General features: G+C 71.6%; 15 protein-coding genes. 6 read left to right on the forward strand and 9 right to left on the reverse strand.

The window, feature by feature from the left end; translation table 11 throughout:
- Positions 1-168: 168 nt before the first annotated feature.
- Positions 169-795, reverse strand: a complete 627-nt coding sequence (locus ABT127_RS04800) for a TetR family transcriptional regulator (protein WP_351444557.1) — start codon at positions 793-795, stop codon at positions 169-171.
- A 229-nt stretch (positions 796-1,024) separates the two neighbouring features.
- Between ABT127_RS04800 and ABT127_RS04805 the strand changes: the two genes are divergently transcribed.
- From ABT127_RS04805 to ABT127_RS04815, 3 genes are read left to right on the forward strand one after another with little or no spacing between them, the layout of a single operon-like run.
- Positions 1,025-2,341 carry a glycosyltransferase family 4 protein gene (locus tag ABT127_RS04805; RefSeq protein WP_351444559.1) on the forward strand — a complete coding sequence of 439 codons (1,317 nt, stop codon included), beginning with the start codon at positions 1,025-1,027 and terminating at the stop codon, positions 2,339-2,341.
- Positions 2,335-3,075: a class I SAM-dependent methyltransferase gene (locus ABT127_RS04810; RefSeq protein ID WP_351444561.1), complete on the forward strand. Its 741-nt coding sequence runs from the start codon at positions 2,335-2,337 to the stop codon at positions 3,073-3,075. Before ABT127_RS04805 ends, ABT127_RS04810 begins: the two co-directional genes overlap by 7 nt.
- Positions 3,072-4,145, forward strand: a complete 1,074-nt coding sequence (locus ABT127_RS04815) for a prenyltransferase/squalene oxidase repeat-containing protein (RefSeq protein ID WP_351444562.1) — start codon at positions 3,072-3,074, stop codon at positions 4,143-4,145. The genes ABT127_RS04810 and ABT127_RS04815 overlap by 4 nt, the downstream gene beginning before the upstream one ends.
- A 10-nt stretch (positions 4,146-4,155) precedes the next feature.
- On the opposite strand, the gene ABT127_RS04820 is transcribed toward ABT127_RS04815, so the two are convergent.
- Positions 4,156-4,437 carry a hypothetical protein gene (locus tag ABT127_RS04820; protein WP_111662027.1) on the reverse strand — a complete coding sequence of 94 codons (282 nt, stop codon included), beginning with the start codon at positions 4,435-4,437 and terminating at the stop codon, positions 4,156-4,158.
- Between the two features lie 119 nt (positions 4,438-4,556).
- Here ABT127_RS04820 and ABT127_RS04825 point away from each other — a divergent pair, with 119 nt between their 5' ends.
- The gene (locus tag ABT127_RS04825) at positions 4,557-5,114 is read left to right on the forward strand and encodes a hypothetical protein (RefSeq protein ID WP_351444564.1); all 558 of its coding nucleotides are present in this window, start codon (positions 4,557-4,559) and stop codon (positions 5,112-5,114) included.
- Positions 5,115-5,132: 18 nt separating this feature from the next.
- On the opposite strand, the gene ABT127_RS04830 is transcribed toward ABT127_RS04825, so the two are convergent.
- The 7 genes from ABT127_RS04830 to ABT127_RS04860 all read right to left on the reverse strand — a co-directional run bounded on the left by ABT127_RS04830 (position 5,133) and on the right by ABT127_RS04860 (position 12,636).
- The gene (locus ABT127_RS04830) at positions 5,133-6,143 is read right to left on the reverse strand and encodes an LLM class F420-dependent oxidoreductase (RefSeq protein ID WP_351444566.1); all 1,011 of its coding nucleotides are present in this window, start codon (positions 6,141-6,143) and stop codon (positions 5,133-5,135) included.
- Positions 6,144-6,272: 129 nt separating this feature from the next.
- Complete coding sequence (locus ABT127_RS04835; RefSeq protein ID WP_351444567.1) at positions 6,273-7,130, reverse strand: hypothetical protein; 858 nt, start codon at positions 7,128-7,130, stop codon at positions 6,273-6,275.
- Between the two features lie 132 nt (positions 7,131-7,262).
- Complete coding sequence (locus ABT127_RS04840; protein ID WP_502971633.1) at positions 7,263-8,294, reverse strand: N-acetylmuramoyl-L-alanine amidase; 1,032 nt, start codon at positions 8,292-8,294, stop codon at positions 7,263-7,265.
- 21 nt (positions 8,295-8,315) lie between these two features.
- Positions 8,316-8,975, reverse strand: coding sequence for a class I SAM-dependent methyltransferase (locus ABT127_RS04845; RefSeq protein WP_351444569.1), 660 nt, complete (start codon positions 8,973-8,975; stop codon positions 8,316-8,318).
- Positions 8,976-9,009: 34 nt separating this feature from the next.
- On the reverse strand, positions 9,010-10,320 hold the full coding sequence (locus tag ABT127_RS04850; RefSeq protein ID WP_351444571.1) for a M20/M25/M40 family metallo-hydrolase: 1,311 nt from the start codon (positions 10,318-10,320) through the stop codon (positions 9,010-9,012).
- Positions 10,317-11,678, reverse strand: coding sequence for a cytosine permease (locus tag ABT127_RS04855; RefSeq protein ID WP_351444573.1), 1,362 nt, complete (start codon positions 11,676-11,678; stop codon positions 10,317-10,319). Before ABT127_RS04855 ends, ABT127_RS04850 begins: the two co-directional genes overlap by 4 nt.
- A gap of 4 nt (positions 11,679-11,682) precedes the next feature.
- On the reverse strand, positions 11,683-12,636 hold the full coding sequence (locus tag ABT127_RS04860; protein ID WP_351444574.1) for a DUF1177 domain-containing protein: 954 nt from the start codon (positions 12,634-12,636) through the stop codon (positions 11,683-11,685).
- 130 nt (positions 12,637-12,766) lie between these two features.
- On the opposite strand from ABT127_RS04860, the gene ABT127_RS04865 reads away from it, so the two are divergent.
- Together ABT127_RS04865 and pepE are read left to right on the forward strand one after the other, a co-directional pair.
- Positions 12,767-13,582, forward strand: coding sequence for an IclR family transcriptional regulator (locus ABT127_RS04865; RefSeq protein WP_351444576.1), 816 nt, complete (start codon positions 12,767-12,769; stop codon positions 13,580-13,582).
- 37 nt (positions 13,583-13,619) lie between these two features.
- Positions 13,620-14,339, forward strand: coding sequence for a dipeptidase PepE (gene pepE / locus ABT127_RS04870; RefSeq protein WP_351444578.1), 720 nt, complete (start codon positions 13,620-13,622; stop codon positions 14,337-14,339).
- The last annotated feature ends 11 nt before the right edge of the window (positions 14,340-14,350 follow it).

The following is a 14,350-nucleotide window of genomic DNA, read 5'->3' on the forward strand; positions in this document are numbered from 1 at the left end:
TGGTCAACTCTGCGTAGGTCGAGCCTGTTTGTCCCTTCAAGAATCATTTGATGCGGGGAGATCCCGGATGTCGACTCGCAGGACGCACCAACGGAAGGTTCGAGGGCGCATGCCGCGGAAGCGTGCGCCCCAGCAGGTCGGAGGGGCGCACGGCAACAAAAACGCGGTTCAGTGGCGGGATTCGGCCGAGGTCAGATCGATCAAGCGGCACACGGTCTCGATGTCGATCTTCACCTGGGCGATCGACGCGCGGCCCGAGAGCCAGGTGATCAGCGCGGAGTGCCAGGTGTGCTCGATGACCCGGACCGCCGAGAGCTGGGCGGGGGTCGGGTCGTCCAGCTCCATCGCGTCCAGGATGATCGCCGTGGTCTGGCGGGAGACCTGATCGACCTCCGGGCTGACGCTGCGGTCCGCGAAGGTCAGCGCGCGCACCATCGCGTCGGCCAGGTGCGGCTCGCGCTGAAGGGCGCGGAAGGCGCGCATCAGGGTCTCGGCGACCCGCTCGGAGGGGGAGTCGGAGGACGGCGGGCGCTTACGGACCGTGGTGTGCATGTGCTGGAGCTGGTCCTGCATGGTGGCGACCAGCAGATGGACCTTGCTGGGGAAGTAGCGGTACAGCGTGCCGAGGGCGACCTGGGACGACTCGGCGACCTCCCGCATCTGCACGGCGTCGAACCCGCCGCGCGCGGCGAGCTGGGCGCTCGCGTGCAGGATCCGGCGGCGGCGCGCCTCCTGTCGCTCGGTGAGTGCGGGGGCGCCCTGAGCGCCGCTGCTTCTGGCATCCGGAGCTGTCATCTGCCTGCTTCCGTCCGCATCCGTCGGCTTCCGTCCGCTTCCGTCTCCCGCGGTGACGGCCCGTGGCGTGAATCACCCGATCCGCCTGCCACAGGCCCGCTACCAGCCGGTAGATTCGATCCTCATTGAACGATCAAGTCTGAAACTTGTTCTAGATTAGCGTCCCCACGTAGTGTCCACTGGCAGGCCGGGATGTCCACGGGCAAGCAGGAGAGAAGGGTGGCCTGGAGTGACCGCGGAGTCGTTGCGCATCGCTCTCCTCACGTACAAGGGCAACCCGTTCTGCGGTGGCCAGGGCGTGTACGTACGCCATCTCTCCCGTGAGCTGGCCCGCCTCGGCCACCGGGTCGAGGTCATTGGCGCGCAGCCCTATCCGGTGCTCGACGCCGGCGAGGACCTCGCCGGTCTCTCGCTCACCGAGCTGCCGAGCCTGGACCTGTACCGCAGCCCGGACCCGTTCCGCACGCCGAAGCGCGACGAGTTCCGCGACTGGGTCGACGCCCTCGAGTTCGCCACCATGCGCACCGGCGGCTTCCCCGAACCACTGACGTTCTCGCTGCGCGCCCGCCGCCATCTGCGCGCCCGCCGCGGCGAGTTCGACGTCGTGCACGACAACCAGACGCTCGGCTACGGCCTGTTGGGCGACATCGGTGCCCCGCTGGTCACCACCGTCCACCACCCCATCACCGTGGACCGGCAGCTGGAGCTGGACGCCGCAGAGACCTGGCAGCAGCGCCTGTCCAAGCGCCGCTGGTACGCCTTCACCCGCATGCAGAAGCGCGTCGCCCGCCGGGTGCCCTCCGTGCTCACCGTCTCCGGCACCTCCCGCGACGAGATCGTCCAGCACCTCGGCGTCCGGCAGGACCGCATCCGCGTCGTCCACATCGGCGCCGACACCGACCTGTTCTCCCCGGACCCGGCCGTGCCCGAGATCCCCGGCCGCATCGTCACCACCTCCAGCGCCGACGTCCCGCTCAAGGGCCTCGTCTTCCTCGTCGAGGCACTCGCCAAGGTCCGCGCCGACCACCCCGAGGCCCATCTCGTCGTCGTCGGCAAGCGGCCCGAGGAGGGCCCGGTCGCGCAGGCCGTGGAGCGGTACGGGCTGGAGGGCGCCGTCGAGTTCGTGAAGGGCATCAGCGACGCCGAACTCGTCGACCTGGTGCGCTCCGCGCAGGTCGCCTGCGTGCCCTCGCTCTACGAAGGCTTCTCCCTGCCCGCCGCCGAGGCCATGGCCACCGGGACCCCGCTCGTCGCCACCAAGGGCGGTGCGATCCCGGAGGTCGCCGGGCCCGACGGCGAGACCTGCCTCGCCGTCCCGACCGGCGACGCGGGCGCGCTCGCCACGGGCCTGAGCCGGCTGCTCGCCGACCCCGAGCTGCGCCGCCGGCTCGGCGCGGCCGGCCGCGCCCGGGTCCTCGACCGCTTCACCTGGGCGCGGGCCGCGCAGGGCACGGCCGAGCTGTACCGCGAGTCGATGGAGCGCGCCCCCGCCGTCTCGTCACGACCTCACCAGAACACCCCAGAGGAAAGCAGGGCCACGTGCTGACCGTCGACTTCACCCGTTTCCCGCTCGCCGCGGGCGACCGCGTCCTCGATCTCGGGTGCGGGGCCGGACGGCACGCGTTCGAGTGCTACCGGCGCGGGGCGCAGGTCGTCGCCCTCGACCAGAACGCCGAGGAGATCGCCGAGGTCGCCAAGTGGTTCGCCGCGATGAAGGAGGCCGGTGAGGCCCCCGCCGGCGCCACGGCCACCGCGATGGAGGGCGACGCGCTCCATCTCCCCTTCCCCGACGAGTCGTTCGACGTCGTCATCATCAGCGAGGTCATGGAGCACATCCCCGATGACAAGGGGGTGCTCGCCGAGATGGTGCGCGTGCTGAAGCCGGGCGGCCGCATCGCCGTGACCGTCCCGCGCTACGGCCCCGAGAAGGTCTGCTGGGCGCTGTCCGACGAGTACCACGAGGTCGAGGGCGGCCACATCCGCATCTACAAGGCCGACGAACTCCTCGGCCGGATGCGCGAGGCGGGCCTCAAGCCGTACGGCACCCACCACGCCCACGCGCTGCACTCCCCGTACTGGTGGCTCAAGTGCGCGTTCGGCGTCGACAACGACAAGGCGCTGCCGGTCAAGGCGTACCACAAGCTCCTGGTCTGGGACATCATGAAGAAGCCCGCCCTGACCCGGGTCGCCGAGCAGCTGCTCAACCCCGTCGTCGGCAAGAGCTTCGTCGCGTACGCCACCAAGCCGCACCTGCCCAAGGCCGCCGGGGCCACTGAGTGAGCAGCCCCGAAAGGACCGAACTCCTCGTCCTGCCAGGAGTTCTGACGGCGGATCAGGCCGGTCTGACGGTGCGCGGCATCCTCGCGGTGCAGCGCCCGGACGGCGCCCTGCCCTGGTTCCGCCGCCACCACCTCGACCCCTGGGACCACACCGAGGCCGCCATGGCCCTCGACGTGGCCGGGGAGCACGAGGCCGCCGAGCGGGCCTACGACTGGCTCGCCCGGCACCAGAACGAGGACGGCTCCTGGTACGCCGCCTACCACGACGGCGACCCGCACGACATCACCGACCGCGGCCGCGAGTCCAACTTCGTCGCGTACGTGGCCGTGGGCGTCTGGCACCACTACCTCTCCACCGGCGACGACGCGTTCCTGGACCGCATGTGGCCCACCGTGTACGCGGCCGTCGAGTGGGTGCTGCGGCTCCAGCAGCCCGGCGGACAGATCGGCTGGAAGCGCGAGGAGGACGGCACGCCCGTCAATGACGCGCTGCTGACCGGGAGTTCGTCGATCCACCAGGCCCTGCGCTGCGCGCTCGCCATCGCCGAACAGCGCGAAGAGCCGCAGCCCGACTGGGAGTTGGCGCTCGGTGCGCTGCGGCACGCGCTGCGCCGCCACCCGGACCGCTTCCTGGACAAGAGCCGGTACTCGATGGACTGGTACTACCCGGTCCTCGGCGGCGCGCTGCGCGGCGCCGAGGCGCAGGCCCGGATCGAGGCCGACTGGGACACCTTCGTCGTCCCCGGCCTCGGCGTGCGCTGTGTCGTGCCGAACCCGTGGGTGACCGGCGGCGAGAGCGCCGAACTCGCCCTCGCCCTGTGGGCGATGGGCGAGTCCGACCGTGCGCTCGCGATCCTTCAGGACATCCAGCACCTGCGGGATCCGAAGACGGGCCTGTACTGGACCGGTTACGTCTTCGAGGACCGGGCGATCTGGCCCGAGGAACTGACGACGTGGACCGCGGGCTCCGTGCTCCTGGCCGTCGCCGCGCTGGGGGGAGACGAGGCGACGTGCGAGGTGTTCGGAGGGGAGCAGCTGCCGTCCGGCGTGGAGCCGGACTGCTGCGGTTAGCGGGGGAGGATCAGCGCAGTCGGCCCGCGATGGCGTGGCCGATGGCGAGGTAGACGACGGCGGCCAGACCGTATCCCGCGACCACGCGGGCCCAGGCCTCGTCGAAGGTGAACAGATCACGGGACCAGCCGGCGAGCCAGTTGGCCGCATGGTGGATCCACTGGACCAGATCGTTGCCGCGGTTGGCATCGAGCAGGTACATCAGGATCCACAGACCGAGTATCAGCGCCATGATGTCGGCAACGACCACGATCGCTCGGGCCGCGCTGTTGCCGCTGCGAGTAGAGGACATGGTCTCCGTCTGACCCCAACCCGTTCGATGAAACCCGGACGGTGGCGCCCGAGTGGCGATGATGCGGGGGACGGGTGACGCTGCGGGGAAGTGTGCATCCCACCCCGGAGGTACCCGCGGTGCTCAGCTTCTCCCTTCCCCTGCGACGTACGGTCGTGTCCGTCCTCCTGTGCGGCGCCCTCGTCGCGGGAACCACGGCGTGCGGCGGCGACGACAAGGACACGGCCTCCTCGTCGTCCGCGTCCCCGTCCAGCTCGGCCGAGCGCCAGAAGCTCGCCAAGACCCGGTTCGTGGCCAACGCCGGCATCGCGGCCGGCGCCACCTACCAGTGGATCGTGAAGCCGTGGCGCGCGGGCAAGTTCAAGGCCGGCGCCGACGGCCGCAAGTTCGCGCTGGTCAAGGCGGGCCTCGCGGGCGCGCTCACCTACAACCGGCTGAAGGCCGCGGCGAAGAACGCCGAGGGCGACCCCACGCTCTCCAAGGCCGTCGCCCCGCTCACCGCCGGCATCGACGCGCTCAAGGACCTGCCGAGCAAGCTGCGCAAGGGCGACGGCGTCGACTCGGTGGCCGGGTCGTTCGACGACATCATCAACAGCGTCAAGGACGCGGGCAAGAGCGCGGGCGCCGAGGTCAAGGACAAGGTGCCGTCGGCCTCCCAGCTGACATCGGGCTCCTGACGGCCGTACGGGAGCCGGTCAGGAGTTGAGCTCCGCCAGGACGCGCAGGGTGTGCGGGTCCGGGGAGAGGACCAGCAGGTCCGTCACCGGGCCCTTGCGCCACAGCTCCAGCCGCTCGGCGATCCGGGCGCGCGGCCCGACGAGCGAGATCTCGTCGGCGAACGCGTCCGGCACCGCGAGCACCGCCTCCTCGCGCCGCCCCTCGGCGAACAGCTCCTGGATCCGCCGGGCCTCGGCCTCGTACCCCATCCGCGCCATCAGGTCGGCGTGGAAGTTGCGGGTCGCGTGGCCCATGCCGCCGATGTAGAAGCCCAGCATCGCCTTGACGGGCAGCAGCCCCTCGGCGACGTCGTCGCACACCTTCGCCCGGGCCATCGGAGCGATCATGAAGCCCTCGCGCAGGCCGGTGAGCGACGCCTCGTAGACGTCGGTCCGCGTCGGCGACCAGTACAGCGGCAGCCAGCCGTCCGCGATCCGGGTGGTCTGCGCGATGTTCTTCGGCCCCTCGGCGCCGAGCAGGAGCGGCAGATCGGCGCGGAGCGGGTGCGTGATGGGCTTGAGCGGCTTGCCGAGACCGGTGCCGTCGTCGCCGCGGTAGGGGTGGGAGTGGAACCGCCCGTCGACCGCCACCGGCCCCTCGCGCCGCAGCACCTGCCGCACGACGTCCACGTACTCGCGCGTGGCGGTCAGCGGGGACCGCGGGAAAGGACGCCCGTACCAGCCCTCCACCACCTGCGGCCCGGAGAGCCCGAGCCCGAGCATCATGCGGCCGCCCGAGAGGTGGTCGAGGGTGAGCGCGTGCATCGCGGTCGTGGTGGGGGAGCGGGCCGCCATCTGCGCGATCGCGGTGCCGAGCCGGATGCGGGAGGTGTGCGCGGCGAACCAGGTCAGCGGGGTGAAGGCGTCACTGCCCCAGGACTCGGCGGTCCACACCGAGTCGTAGCCCAGCTCCTCCGCCTCCCGCACGAGCCCGAGGTGGCCGGGGTCCGGTCCGCGTCCCCAGTAGCCGAGTGCGATGCCCAGGCGCATGGTGGTCAGCCCCTCCCGTCGGCGCTAACTGACGGTGCGTCAGCTCCCGGGCGACTGTACGCGAAAGGCCCCCCGCCCGGAAGGTGGGCGAGGGGCCTGACGCGAGGCGCTGTGCGGGCCGGTGCGGTGTCAGCCGCGCTGGATCCCGCTGGTGTCCTGGAGGACGCCGCGACGGCCGTCCTGCGTCTGGGCGATCAGGCCCGGGCCGCGCTGCTCGACGGCCAAGTACCAGGTACCCGGGGCCAGTTCGGCGATCGGCGTCGGGTTGCCGTCCTCCGCGTACAGCGGGCGCGGCACCGGAACGGCGAACCAGAACGGCGAGAAGTCGGAGGCGCCGCCCTGCGTCGGGGCGGGCTGCGGGGCCGGGGCGGCGGCCTGCGCCTGCGGCTGCTGGCCGTAGGGCTGGCCGGGGCCGGGCTGACCGGGCTGCCCCGGACCGGGCTGCCCCGGCTGGGCGCCGTACGGCTGGCCGGGCTGCTGCTGGGCGCCCGGGTATCCGTAACCACCCTGCGGCTGGCCGTAGGGCTGCGGCTGCTGGGGGCGGGGGGCGCCGACGAGAGCGCCCTTCAGGGCCGGGACGAGGGGAGTGGCGACGGCCGCCGCGGCGAGGATCAGGGCGGCGATGAGGCCGAGGATCAGGCCGACACCGGCGCTGACGCTGTCCGGCACGCTGTCGCTGTAGAAGCTGAACGGATCGAAGATCGTCCACAGCGCCGTCCACGCCGAGAAGATCGTCAGGGCGACGCCGAACTGCCCGAGGTCGAGACCGACGACCTGGCGCGGCTGTCCGAAACCGCGCGCGACGACGATCAGTACCGCGCCGATGATGCCGGAGACGTACATCCCCATCACGAGACCGAGGCTGTCCCAGGCATTCGGGATGTCGCCGCCGGGGCTGTCGAACGCATCGAGGAACGAGGCGATGAACAGCACTACCGCTGCTCCGATCACCACGCCGTCGCCTCGAGTGAGGGAGCGGATATTCACTTCAGGAGGTCCTTCGTCAGTCGTCTGGGTCTTCGGTGGAGGCGGCGCAGAGCGCGGGGGTGACCCCACACGGTACGGACGACACTATCGTCCGAGTCCTGCGGGTGTCTGCCGAGATCCACAGGGTGACAGCTACCCGCGCAGGAAACTCACGATTCCCTCAGAGATGCCCTGTGCGGCCTTCTGCCGCCACGCTCCCGACGTGAGCCGCCCGGCGTCCTGCGCGTCCCGCATGTTGCCGCACTCGATGAAGACCTTCGGAACCGTCGACAGATTGAGTCCGCCCAGGTCGGAGCGGGTGTCGAGGGCGGTGCCCTTGCCGATGTAGTTCGACGGGGGCTCGCCCGTGACCTTGAGGAAGTTGCCCGCGATGCGCTCACCGAGATCGCGCGAGGGACCCACGATCGCGCGGGTGTCCGCGGCTCCGGCCTGCACGGATGCGGGAAGGATCACATGGAAGCCGCGGTTGCCCGCGGCGGAGCCGTCGGCGTGGACGGAGACGACGGCGTCGGCGTGCGCCCTGTTCCCGATCGCGGCCCGCTCGGTGACGCAGGGGCCCCAGGCCCGGTCGCCGTTCTGCGTCAACTGCACGGTGGCGCCCTGCTGTTGGAGGATCGTGCGCAGGCGGCGGGCGACGTCCAGGGTGAACTGGGCCTCCGTGTAACCCCCATTGGTGGAGGTCCCGGTGGTGTCGCACTCCTTGCTGCCGTTGCCGACGTTCACACTCCGGTTGATATCGGCTGTGTGCCGAAAGTTCCCCGGATTGTGACCCGGGTCGATGACGACGACCTTCCCGCGCAGCGGGCCCGAACCACCGGCCGCGGGTGCCGTCGGCTTCTTGGGCGCGGTCTTGGACGGAGCCGGTGGAGACGTCGACGCGGACGCTGAGGCGGAGGAGGGCGACTCGGCCTTGGGGGAGGGGGAGGCCGGGGCCGAGGTCGACGCCGGGCCGCCCGCCGCGGGCAGCACCTTCGGCGGCTCGCTCTCGGCGGGCCCGTGCACGACCTGCCACAGCACCCAGGCCGCGAGCGCGGTCGGCACCAGGGCGGCGACGGTGACCAGCACGGGCCGGCCGCCGAACCGGCGGCGGCCACCGCCCCGCCGCGGATCGTCGTCGCGGTAGAAGTCTTCGAAGTCGTCCCCGTCCGGGCCCACGTATGACACGCCTCGACGATAACCGCGGTGTCAGATCCCCGCGCCCGTTCGTCGCAGGACGCGCAGCGAGTCGTGTACCGAGACCTCGGTGAACGCCCCGGACGCGAGTGCCCGCAGGTACACGCGGTACGGAGCCTGGCCGGTCCACTCGTCGTGCTTGACGGGGAAGACGTCGTGGATGAGGAGCAGCCCGCCGTCCGCGACGTGCGGCGCCCAGCCCTCGTAGTCGGCGCTCGCGTGCTCGTCGGTGTGGCCGCCGTCGATGAAGACGAGGCCGAGCCCGCCGCCCCACACCTTCGCGACCTGGGGCGACTTCCCGACCAGCGCGACCACGTGGTCCTCCAGGCCCGCCGCGTGCAGCGTCCGCCGGAAGGCGGGCAGGGTGTCCATCCGGCCGACGACCGGGTCCACGGTCTCGGGGTCGTGGAAGTCCCAGCCCGGCTGCTGCTCCTCGCTGCCGCGGTGGTGGTCGACCGTGAGGGCCGTGACCCCGGCCGCGCGGGCGGCGTCGGCGAGCAGGATCGTGGAGCGCCCGCAGTACGTGCCGACCTCCAGGAGCGGCAGGCCGAGCGCCGCCGCCTCGACGGCGGCGGCGTACAGCGCGAGCCCCTCGCCGAGCGGCATGAAGCCCTTGGCCTTCTCGAAGGCGGCGAGGACGTCCGGGGCCGGGGTGCTCCCTGAAGTGGTCATGCCCACATGCTGCCGTACGCCCCCGAGCGCCTGCTCAGCAGCCCTGCCACAGCCGGGTCATCACCCGGACCCCGAAGCGCAGGCCCTCCAGCGGGACGCGCTCGTCGACGCCGTGGAAGAGGCGCCCGTAGTCCAGGTCGGCGGGCAGCTTCAGGCCCTTGAAGCCGAAGCAGCGGATGCCCAGCTTGGTGAAGGCCTTGGCGTCGGTGCCGCCGGGGTTGCAGTACGGCACCGGGTGGCCGTCCGGGTCCTCGGCGCGCACGGCGGCGCACATGGCGTCGACGAGCGGGCCGTCGAACGTCGTCTCCATGGCGATGTCGTGGTTGACCCACGCGCGAGAGACGGACGGGAGCAGCAGTTCGTCGATGGCGTCGACGAGTTCCTGCTCGTGACCGGGCAGGAAGCGGCCGTCGACCCGGGCCGTGGCCTTCCCGGGGATGACGTTGGTCTGGTAGCCGGCGGTGAACATGGTGGGGTTCGCGGAGTTGCGGAGCACCACCTGCATGAAGTCCGCGACGTGGCCCAGCTTGGCCAGCTCGGCGTCCAGGTCCTCGGCCTCGAAGTCGATCTCCACGTTCTGGAGGTCGGCGGCCTTCTGGAGCAGTGCGCGCACCGGCTCGATGAGACGGACGGGGAAGGTGTGGCGGCCGATGCGGGTGAGGGTCTCGGCGAGGTCGGTCACCGCGTTCTCGTCGTTGGGGGAGGAGCCGTGCCCGGCCCGCCCGTTCGCGGTCAGCTCCATCCACGCCATGCCGCGCTGGGCGTTCTCGATCGGGTAGAGGCGCCGGGTGTCGTCGAGCGCGTACGAGAATCCGCCGCCCTCGCCGATCGCCTCCGTGACGCCCTCGAAGAGGTCCGGGCGGTGCTCGACGAGCCAGTGCGCGCCGAACTTCCCGCCCGCCTCCTCGTCGGCGAGGAACGCGAGGACCAGATCGCGCGCCGGCTTGGTGCCCGTACGAGCGAAGTGGCGGGCGGTGGCCAGCATGACCGCCACCGTGTCCTTCATGTCGATGGCGCCGCGGCCCCACAGATAGCCGTCGCGGATCTCGCCGGAGAACGGCGGCACCTGCCACTCGGCCGCGTCGGCGGGCACGACGTCGAGGTGGCCGTGGACCAGCAGGGCGCCGCGCGAGCGGTCGGCGCCCTCGATGCGGGCGATGACGCTGGCCCGGCCCGGCGCGCTCTCCACGAACTCGGAGGCGATGCCGACCTCGGCGAGGGTGGCCGCGACCCAGCGGGCGCAGGCCCGCTCGTCGCTGGTCGGATTGGAGGTGTCGAAGCGGATCAGCTCGGCGCAGAGTTCGACGACTTCGCGTTCGGCGTCCAGGGAGGCGAGGGTGGTCATGCCGCTCCTACGGGGGTGTGCTCGGCGGCGACGGGGAGCGCGTCCTCGTCGTCGGCCAGGGTGGTGGTGCCGTACGTCCTGACCCAGCCGAGCAGCCCGAGCACGGTGTAGAGGACGAACGCGGTGGCCAGGGAGTTCAGGGCCGGGATGCCGCCGTCGTAGAACTTGCCGACGCAGAAGGCGGCGGCCCAGATCACGAGGGACATCGGGACCCACGTCGGGGAGGTCGTCGGCAGGGTGCCCGCCTCACGTGTCGCGTCGAGCGGCCCGCGCATCCGCCGCACCACCCAGTACTCGGCGACGATGATGCCGCCGATGGGCGGGATGGCCACGCCGAGCACGGTGAGGAAGTCGGTGAAGTGGGTCATGATGCCGACCGCCGACAGGACCGTGCCCGCGATGCCGAGGGCGATGGTGACGGCGCCGCGGTGCAGGCGCTTCTTGAAGACGACCTGGAAGAAGTTGACGACGCCGAGCGAGGAGCCGTACAGGTTCCAGTCGTTGATCTTCGCGGTCGACATCAGGACGACGAGGACACCGAAGACGCCCGAGGTGGAGAGCACGATCTGCGAGACCTCGTTGCTCTTGACCATGTGGCCGAGCAGCACGCCGGTCAGGCCCACGATGTACTCGGAGAGGATCATCGAGGACGCGGTCTGCAGGAAGACGTGGCTGCCCTTCCTGTTGTAGCGGGTCATCTCCGGGGCGACGATCGCGCCCGTCATGTAGCCGCCCGCGATGGCGGTCGCGGCGACGGACAGCGGGATCGCCTGACCCGGCGGCGGCGAGCTGATCAGGTCGCCCAGCGAGTGCTCGCTGAGCGCGTCGATCACGGACCAGGCCACCATCGCGAAGAAGAGCGGGGTGACGATCTTGGCGAAGATCGCCATGTAGCGGAAGCCGAAGATCACCAGGACGGTGATGGCGAGGCCCGCCACGATGCACCACAGCCAGGAGGGGCCGCCGATCAGCGACGAGACGCTGTTGCCGAAGATCGTGTTCTGCACGCCGAACCAGCCGACCAGGCTGACCGCGATGACGAAGCTGACCAGCGCCGAGCCGTTGCGGCCGAAGCCGACCCAGCGAGTGAGCAGCGGTGTCGAGAGCCCTTCGCGCATGCCCGCGAAGCCGATCGCGAAGATGACGACTTCGAGGATGACCGCGCCGAGGGTGAAGGCGAGGAAGGCGTCGCCGAAGGTCATGCCGACGCCGATGGTGGCGCCCAGCGTGAACTGCGAGATCGAGCCGGACTGGGCGAGCCACTGGAGCAGCATCGTCCAGAAGCCGAGCCGCTTGTCCCGGGGGACTCTGGACAGCGCGTAGTCGTCGCTGCCCACGTTCTTCTTCGTGGTGGCCATGGCGTCACGACTCCGTAGGTGCGTTGCCGAGGGTCTGGAGGTGGGCGAGCGAGCCGTAGCGGCTCACGAGGGCGTCGAACTCCGCCGCGTCGTGGAAGTCGAGGCGCCCGCCGCCGAAGGCCTTCGCGGTCTCGACGGCGAACCGGGCGGCGGCCGCGATGTCGCTCTCGTGGCTGGCGCCGGTCTGGCAGCCGGGCACCGCCGCGGCCGAGGTGACCGCGAGGCCGACGACCGGGGCTGCGGTCGCCGTGGCCGGCTGGAGGATCGAATTGATGTGGTGTGCACCGTTACCGTACGGCGTGATGTCCTGCGTGGTCACGGGGTACGTGACCAACGGCTCACCGGTGACGACGGCGAGCAGCTCGCCCAGCGCCTCGCTGACCCGCAGCACCCACCCCTCCTTCACGGTGGGGGACAGGGCGAGGCCCTTGTGGTTGATGATGCGGTTGCCCTTGGTGGTGTCGATGGAGAGCACGGCCTCCATGTCGGCGGTCACCTCGTGCCGGTTCATCGTGGCGATGTCGACCGGGGAGTCCATGAAGGGCACCGGGTCGTGCGGCGCGGTCGGCGCGTCCGGGCAGACGTGCGTGGCGACGACGACGTCCCCGTCGAGCACGTCGCCGCGGCGGCGCATGTCGAGGAGCTTGGCGGCGGTCGCGAGCGCGGCGGCGGCGCCGTCCGCGTCGGAGACCAGACCGGTCATCTCGGGCCGGGCGCCGACCCCGCCGAGCCGCCCGACGACGCCGAGCGTGCGGGCGCTGCCGCCGCGGCTGCGGCCCTCGGCGCCGGGGATGCGGACGAGCACGAAGTCGGTCGAGCCGCGCTCGCCCTCCACCGTGGTGACCTCGGCGCCGGAGCCCTCCGGGCCCGCGACGGAGTCGAGGTAGGCGACGGCGCGCTTGCCGTCGGCGTCGGGGTCGTCCAGCAGATCGACGACATCCAGGACGTACTTCAGCATGCGGGGTCCCTCTCACTGCGCTGCGCCCGGTCGCGGTTTCCACCGGTGCTGACAGCAGATTCGGGATCGGATAGCGTTGTCGGCAACTGTTTCCCGTTATTTGCAATACGAGTCTGGATGGTGAGATGCGGTGACCGAGATCCCGCTGGACCGGAAGACCCCGGCCGGCGCCCTCCAGACCGTCGACCGGGCGCTGCTCGTGCTGCTCGCCTTCGAGCGGACCCGGCCGGACTGGGGCGTCACCGAGGTCGCCGCCGAGTTCGGCTGGGACACCTCGGTCGCCCAGCGCCTGCTCGCCACGCTGGCCGGGCGCGGCTTCCTGGTCTCGGACCCGGCGACGCGGCGCTACCGGATCGGCCCGGCCGTGCTGCGGCTCGGCCGCCTGTGGGAGCGCTCGGGCTCACTGGAGCTGCTGGCCGCGCCGGTCCTGGACGAGCTGCGCGCGGCGACCGGCGACACGGTCCTGTTCTGCCTGCCCGACAACGTCCACATGCGCTGCGTCGCGGCCGTGGAGGGGGAGTCGGGGCCGCTGCGCTACTACCCGCTGGTCGGCGAGCTGTACCCGGCGCACGCGGGCGCCACGGCCAAGTCGTACTACGCGTTCCTGCCCGACGAGCAGCGCCACCGGCTCTTCCGCGGCCGCCCCATGGCCCGCTTCACCGAGCGCACGGTGACCGACCCCGACGAGCTGGAGCGGGAGTTCCGCGCCGTGCGCGCCCAGGGGTACGCCTGGACGGTCGGCGAGTACGACGCCGGGATCGGCACGGTCGCCGTGCCGGTGTTCCTCGGGCGCGAGCCCTACGGGAGCCTCAGCCTCGGCGCCGCCAAGGAGCGCTTCCCCGACGGGCCGGACGACCGGCTCGACGCACTGCGCAGGGCGGCCCGTCTCCTGGAGCAGCGCCTCACCCACCCGCCGCAGAACCGGCGCCGCACCCGCGCCAACTGATGCCACCCGCACGACCGTTGATAGGAGCGACCCGCTCGTGAACCTTCTGCTGCTCTCCAACTCCACCCAGTACGGCCAGGGTTACCTCGCCCACGCCCTGGACGCCGTCACCGGCTTCCTGCCCGCGAAGGCCCGGCTCGCGTTCGTGCCGTACGCGCTCGCCGACCACGACGCCTACACGGCGAAGGTGCGCGGCGCGCTGGAGGGAGCGGGCATCGCGGTGCACGGCGTCCACGAGGGCGGCGACCCGCTGGCGCAACTCGACGCGGCCGACGCGGTGTTCATCGGCGGCGGCAACTCCTTCCGGCTGCTGAGCGCGCTGTACCGGACGGGCCTGCGGGACGCCCTGATCAAGGCGGTGGGCTCCGGTCTGCCGTACATGGGCGCCAGCGCGGGCACCAACATGGCCGCGCCCACCCTGCGTACGACCAACGACATGCCGATCGTGCAGCCGCCGTCCTTCGCGACGCTGGGCCTGGTCCCCTTCCAGATCAACCCGCACTACCTCGACCCGGACCCGTCCTCCACGCACAAGGGCGAGACCCGCGAGGAGCGGCTGACCGAGTTCCTGGAGGAGAACGACGTGCCCGTGCTCGGGCTGCGCGAGGGCTCCTGGCTGCGGGTGGACGGGGACCGGGCGGCGGTGCTCGGCGCGCGGCCCGCCCGCCTCTTCCGCCGTGGCGCCGGGCCGAGGGAGCTGCCCACCGGCTCCGACGTCTCCGAACTCCTGCGGGAAGAGCCGCGGTTCGACGTCTGACGCCCCGCGCG

The sequence above is a fragment of the Streptomyces sp. NPDC001904 genome (assembly GCF_040297005.1).
GTDB lineage: Bacteria > Actinomycetota > Actinomycetes > Streptomycetales > Streptomycetaceae > Streptomyces.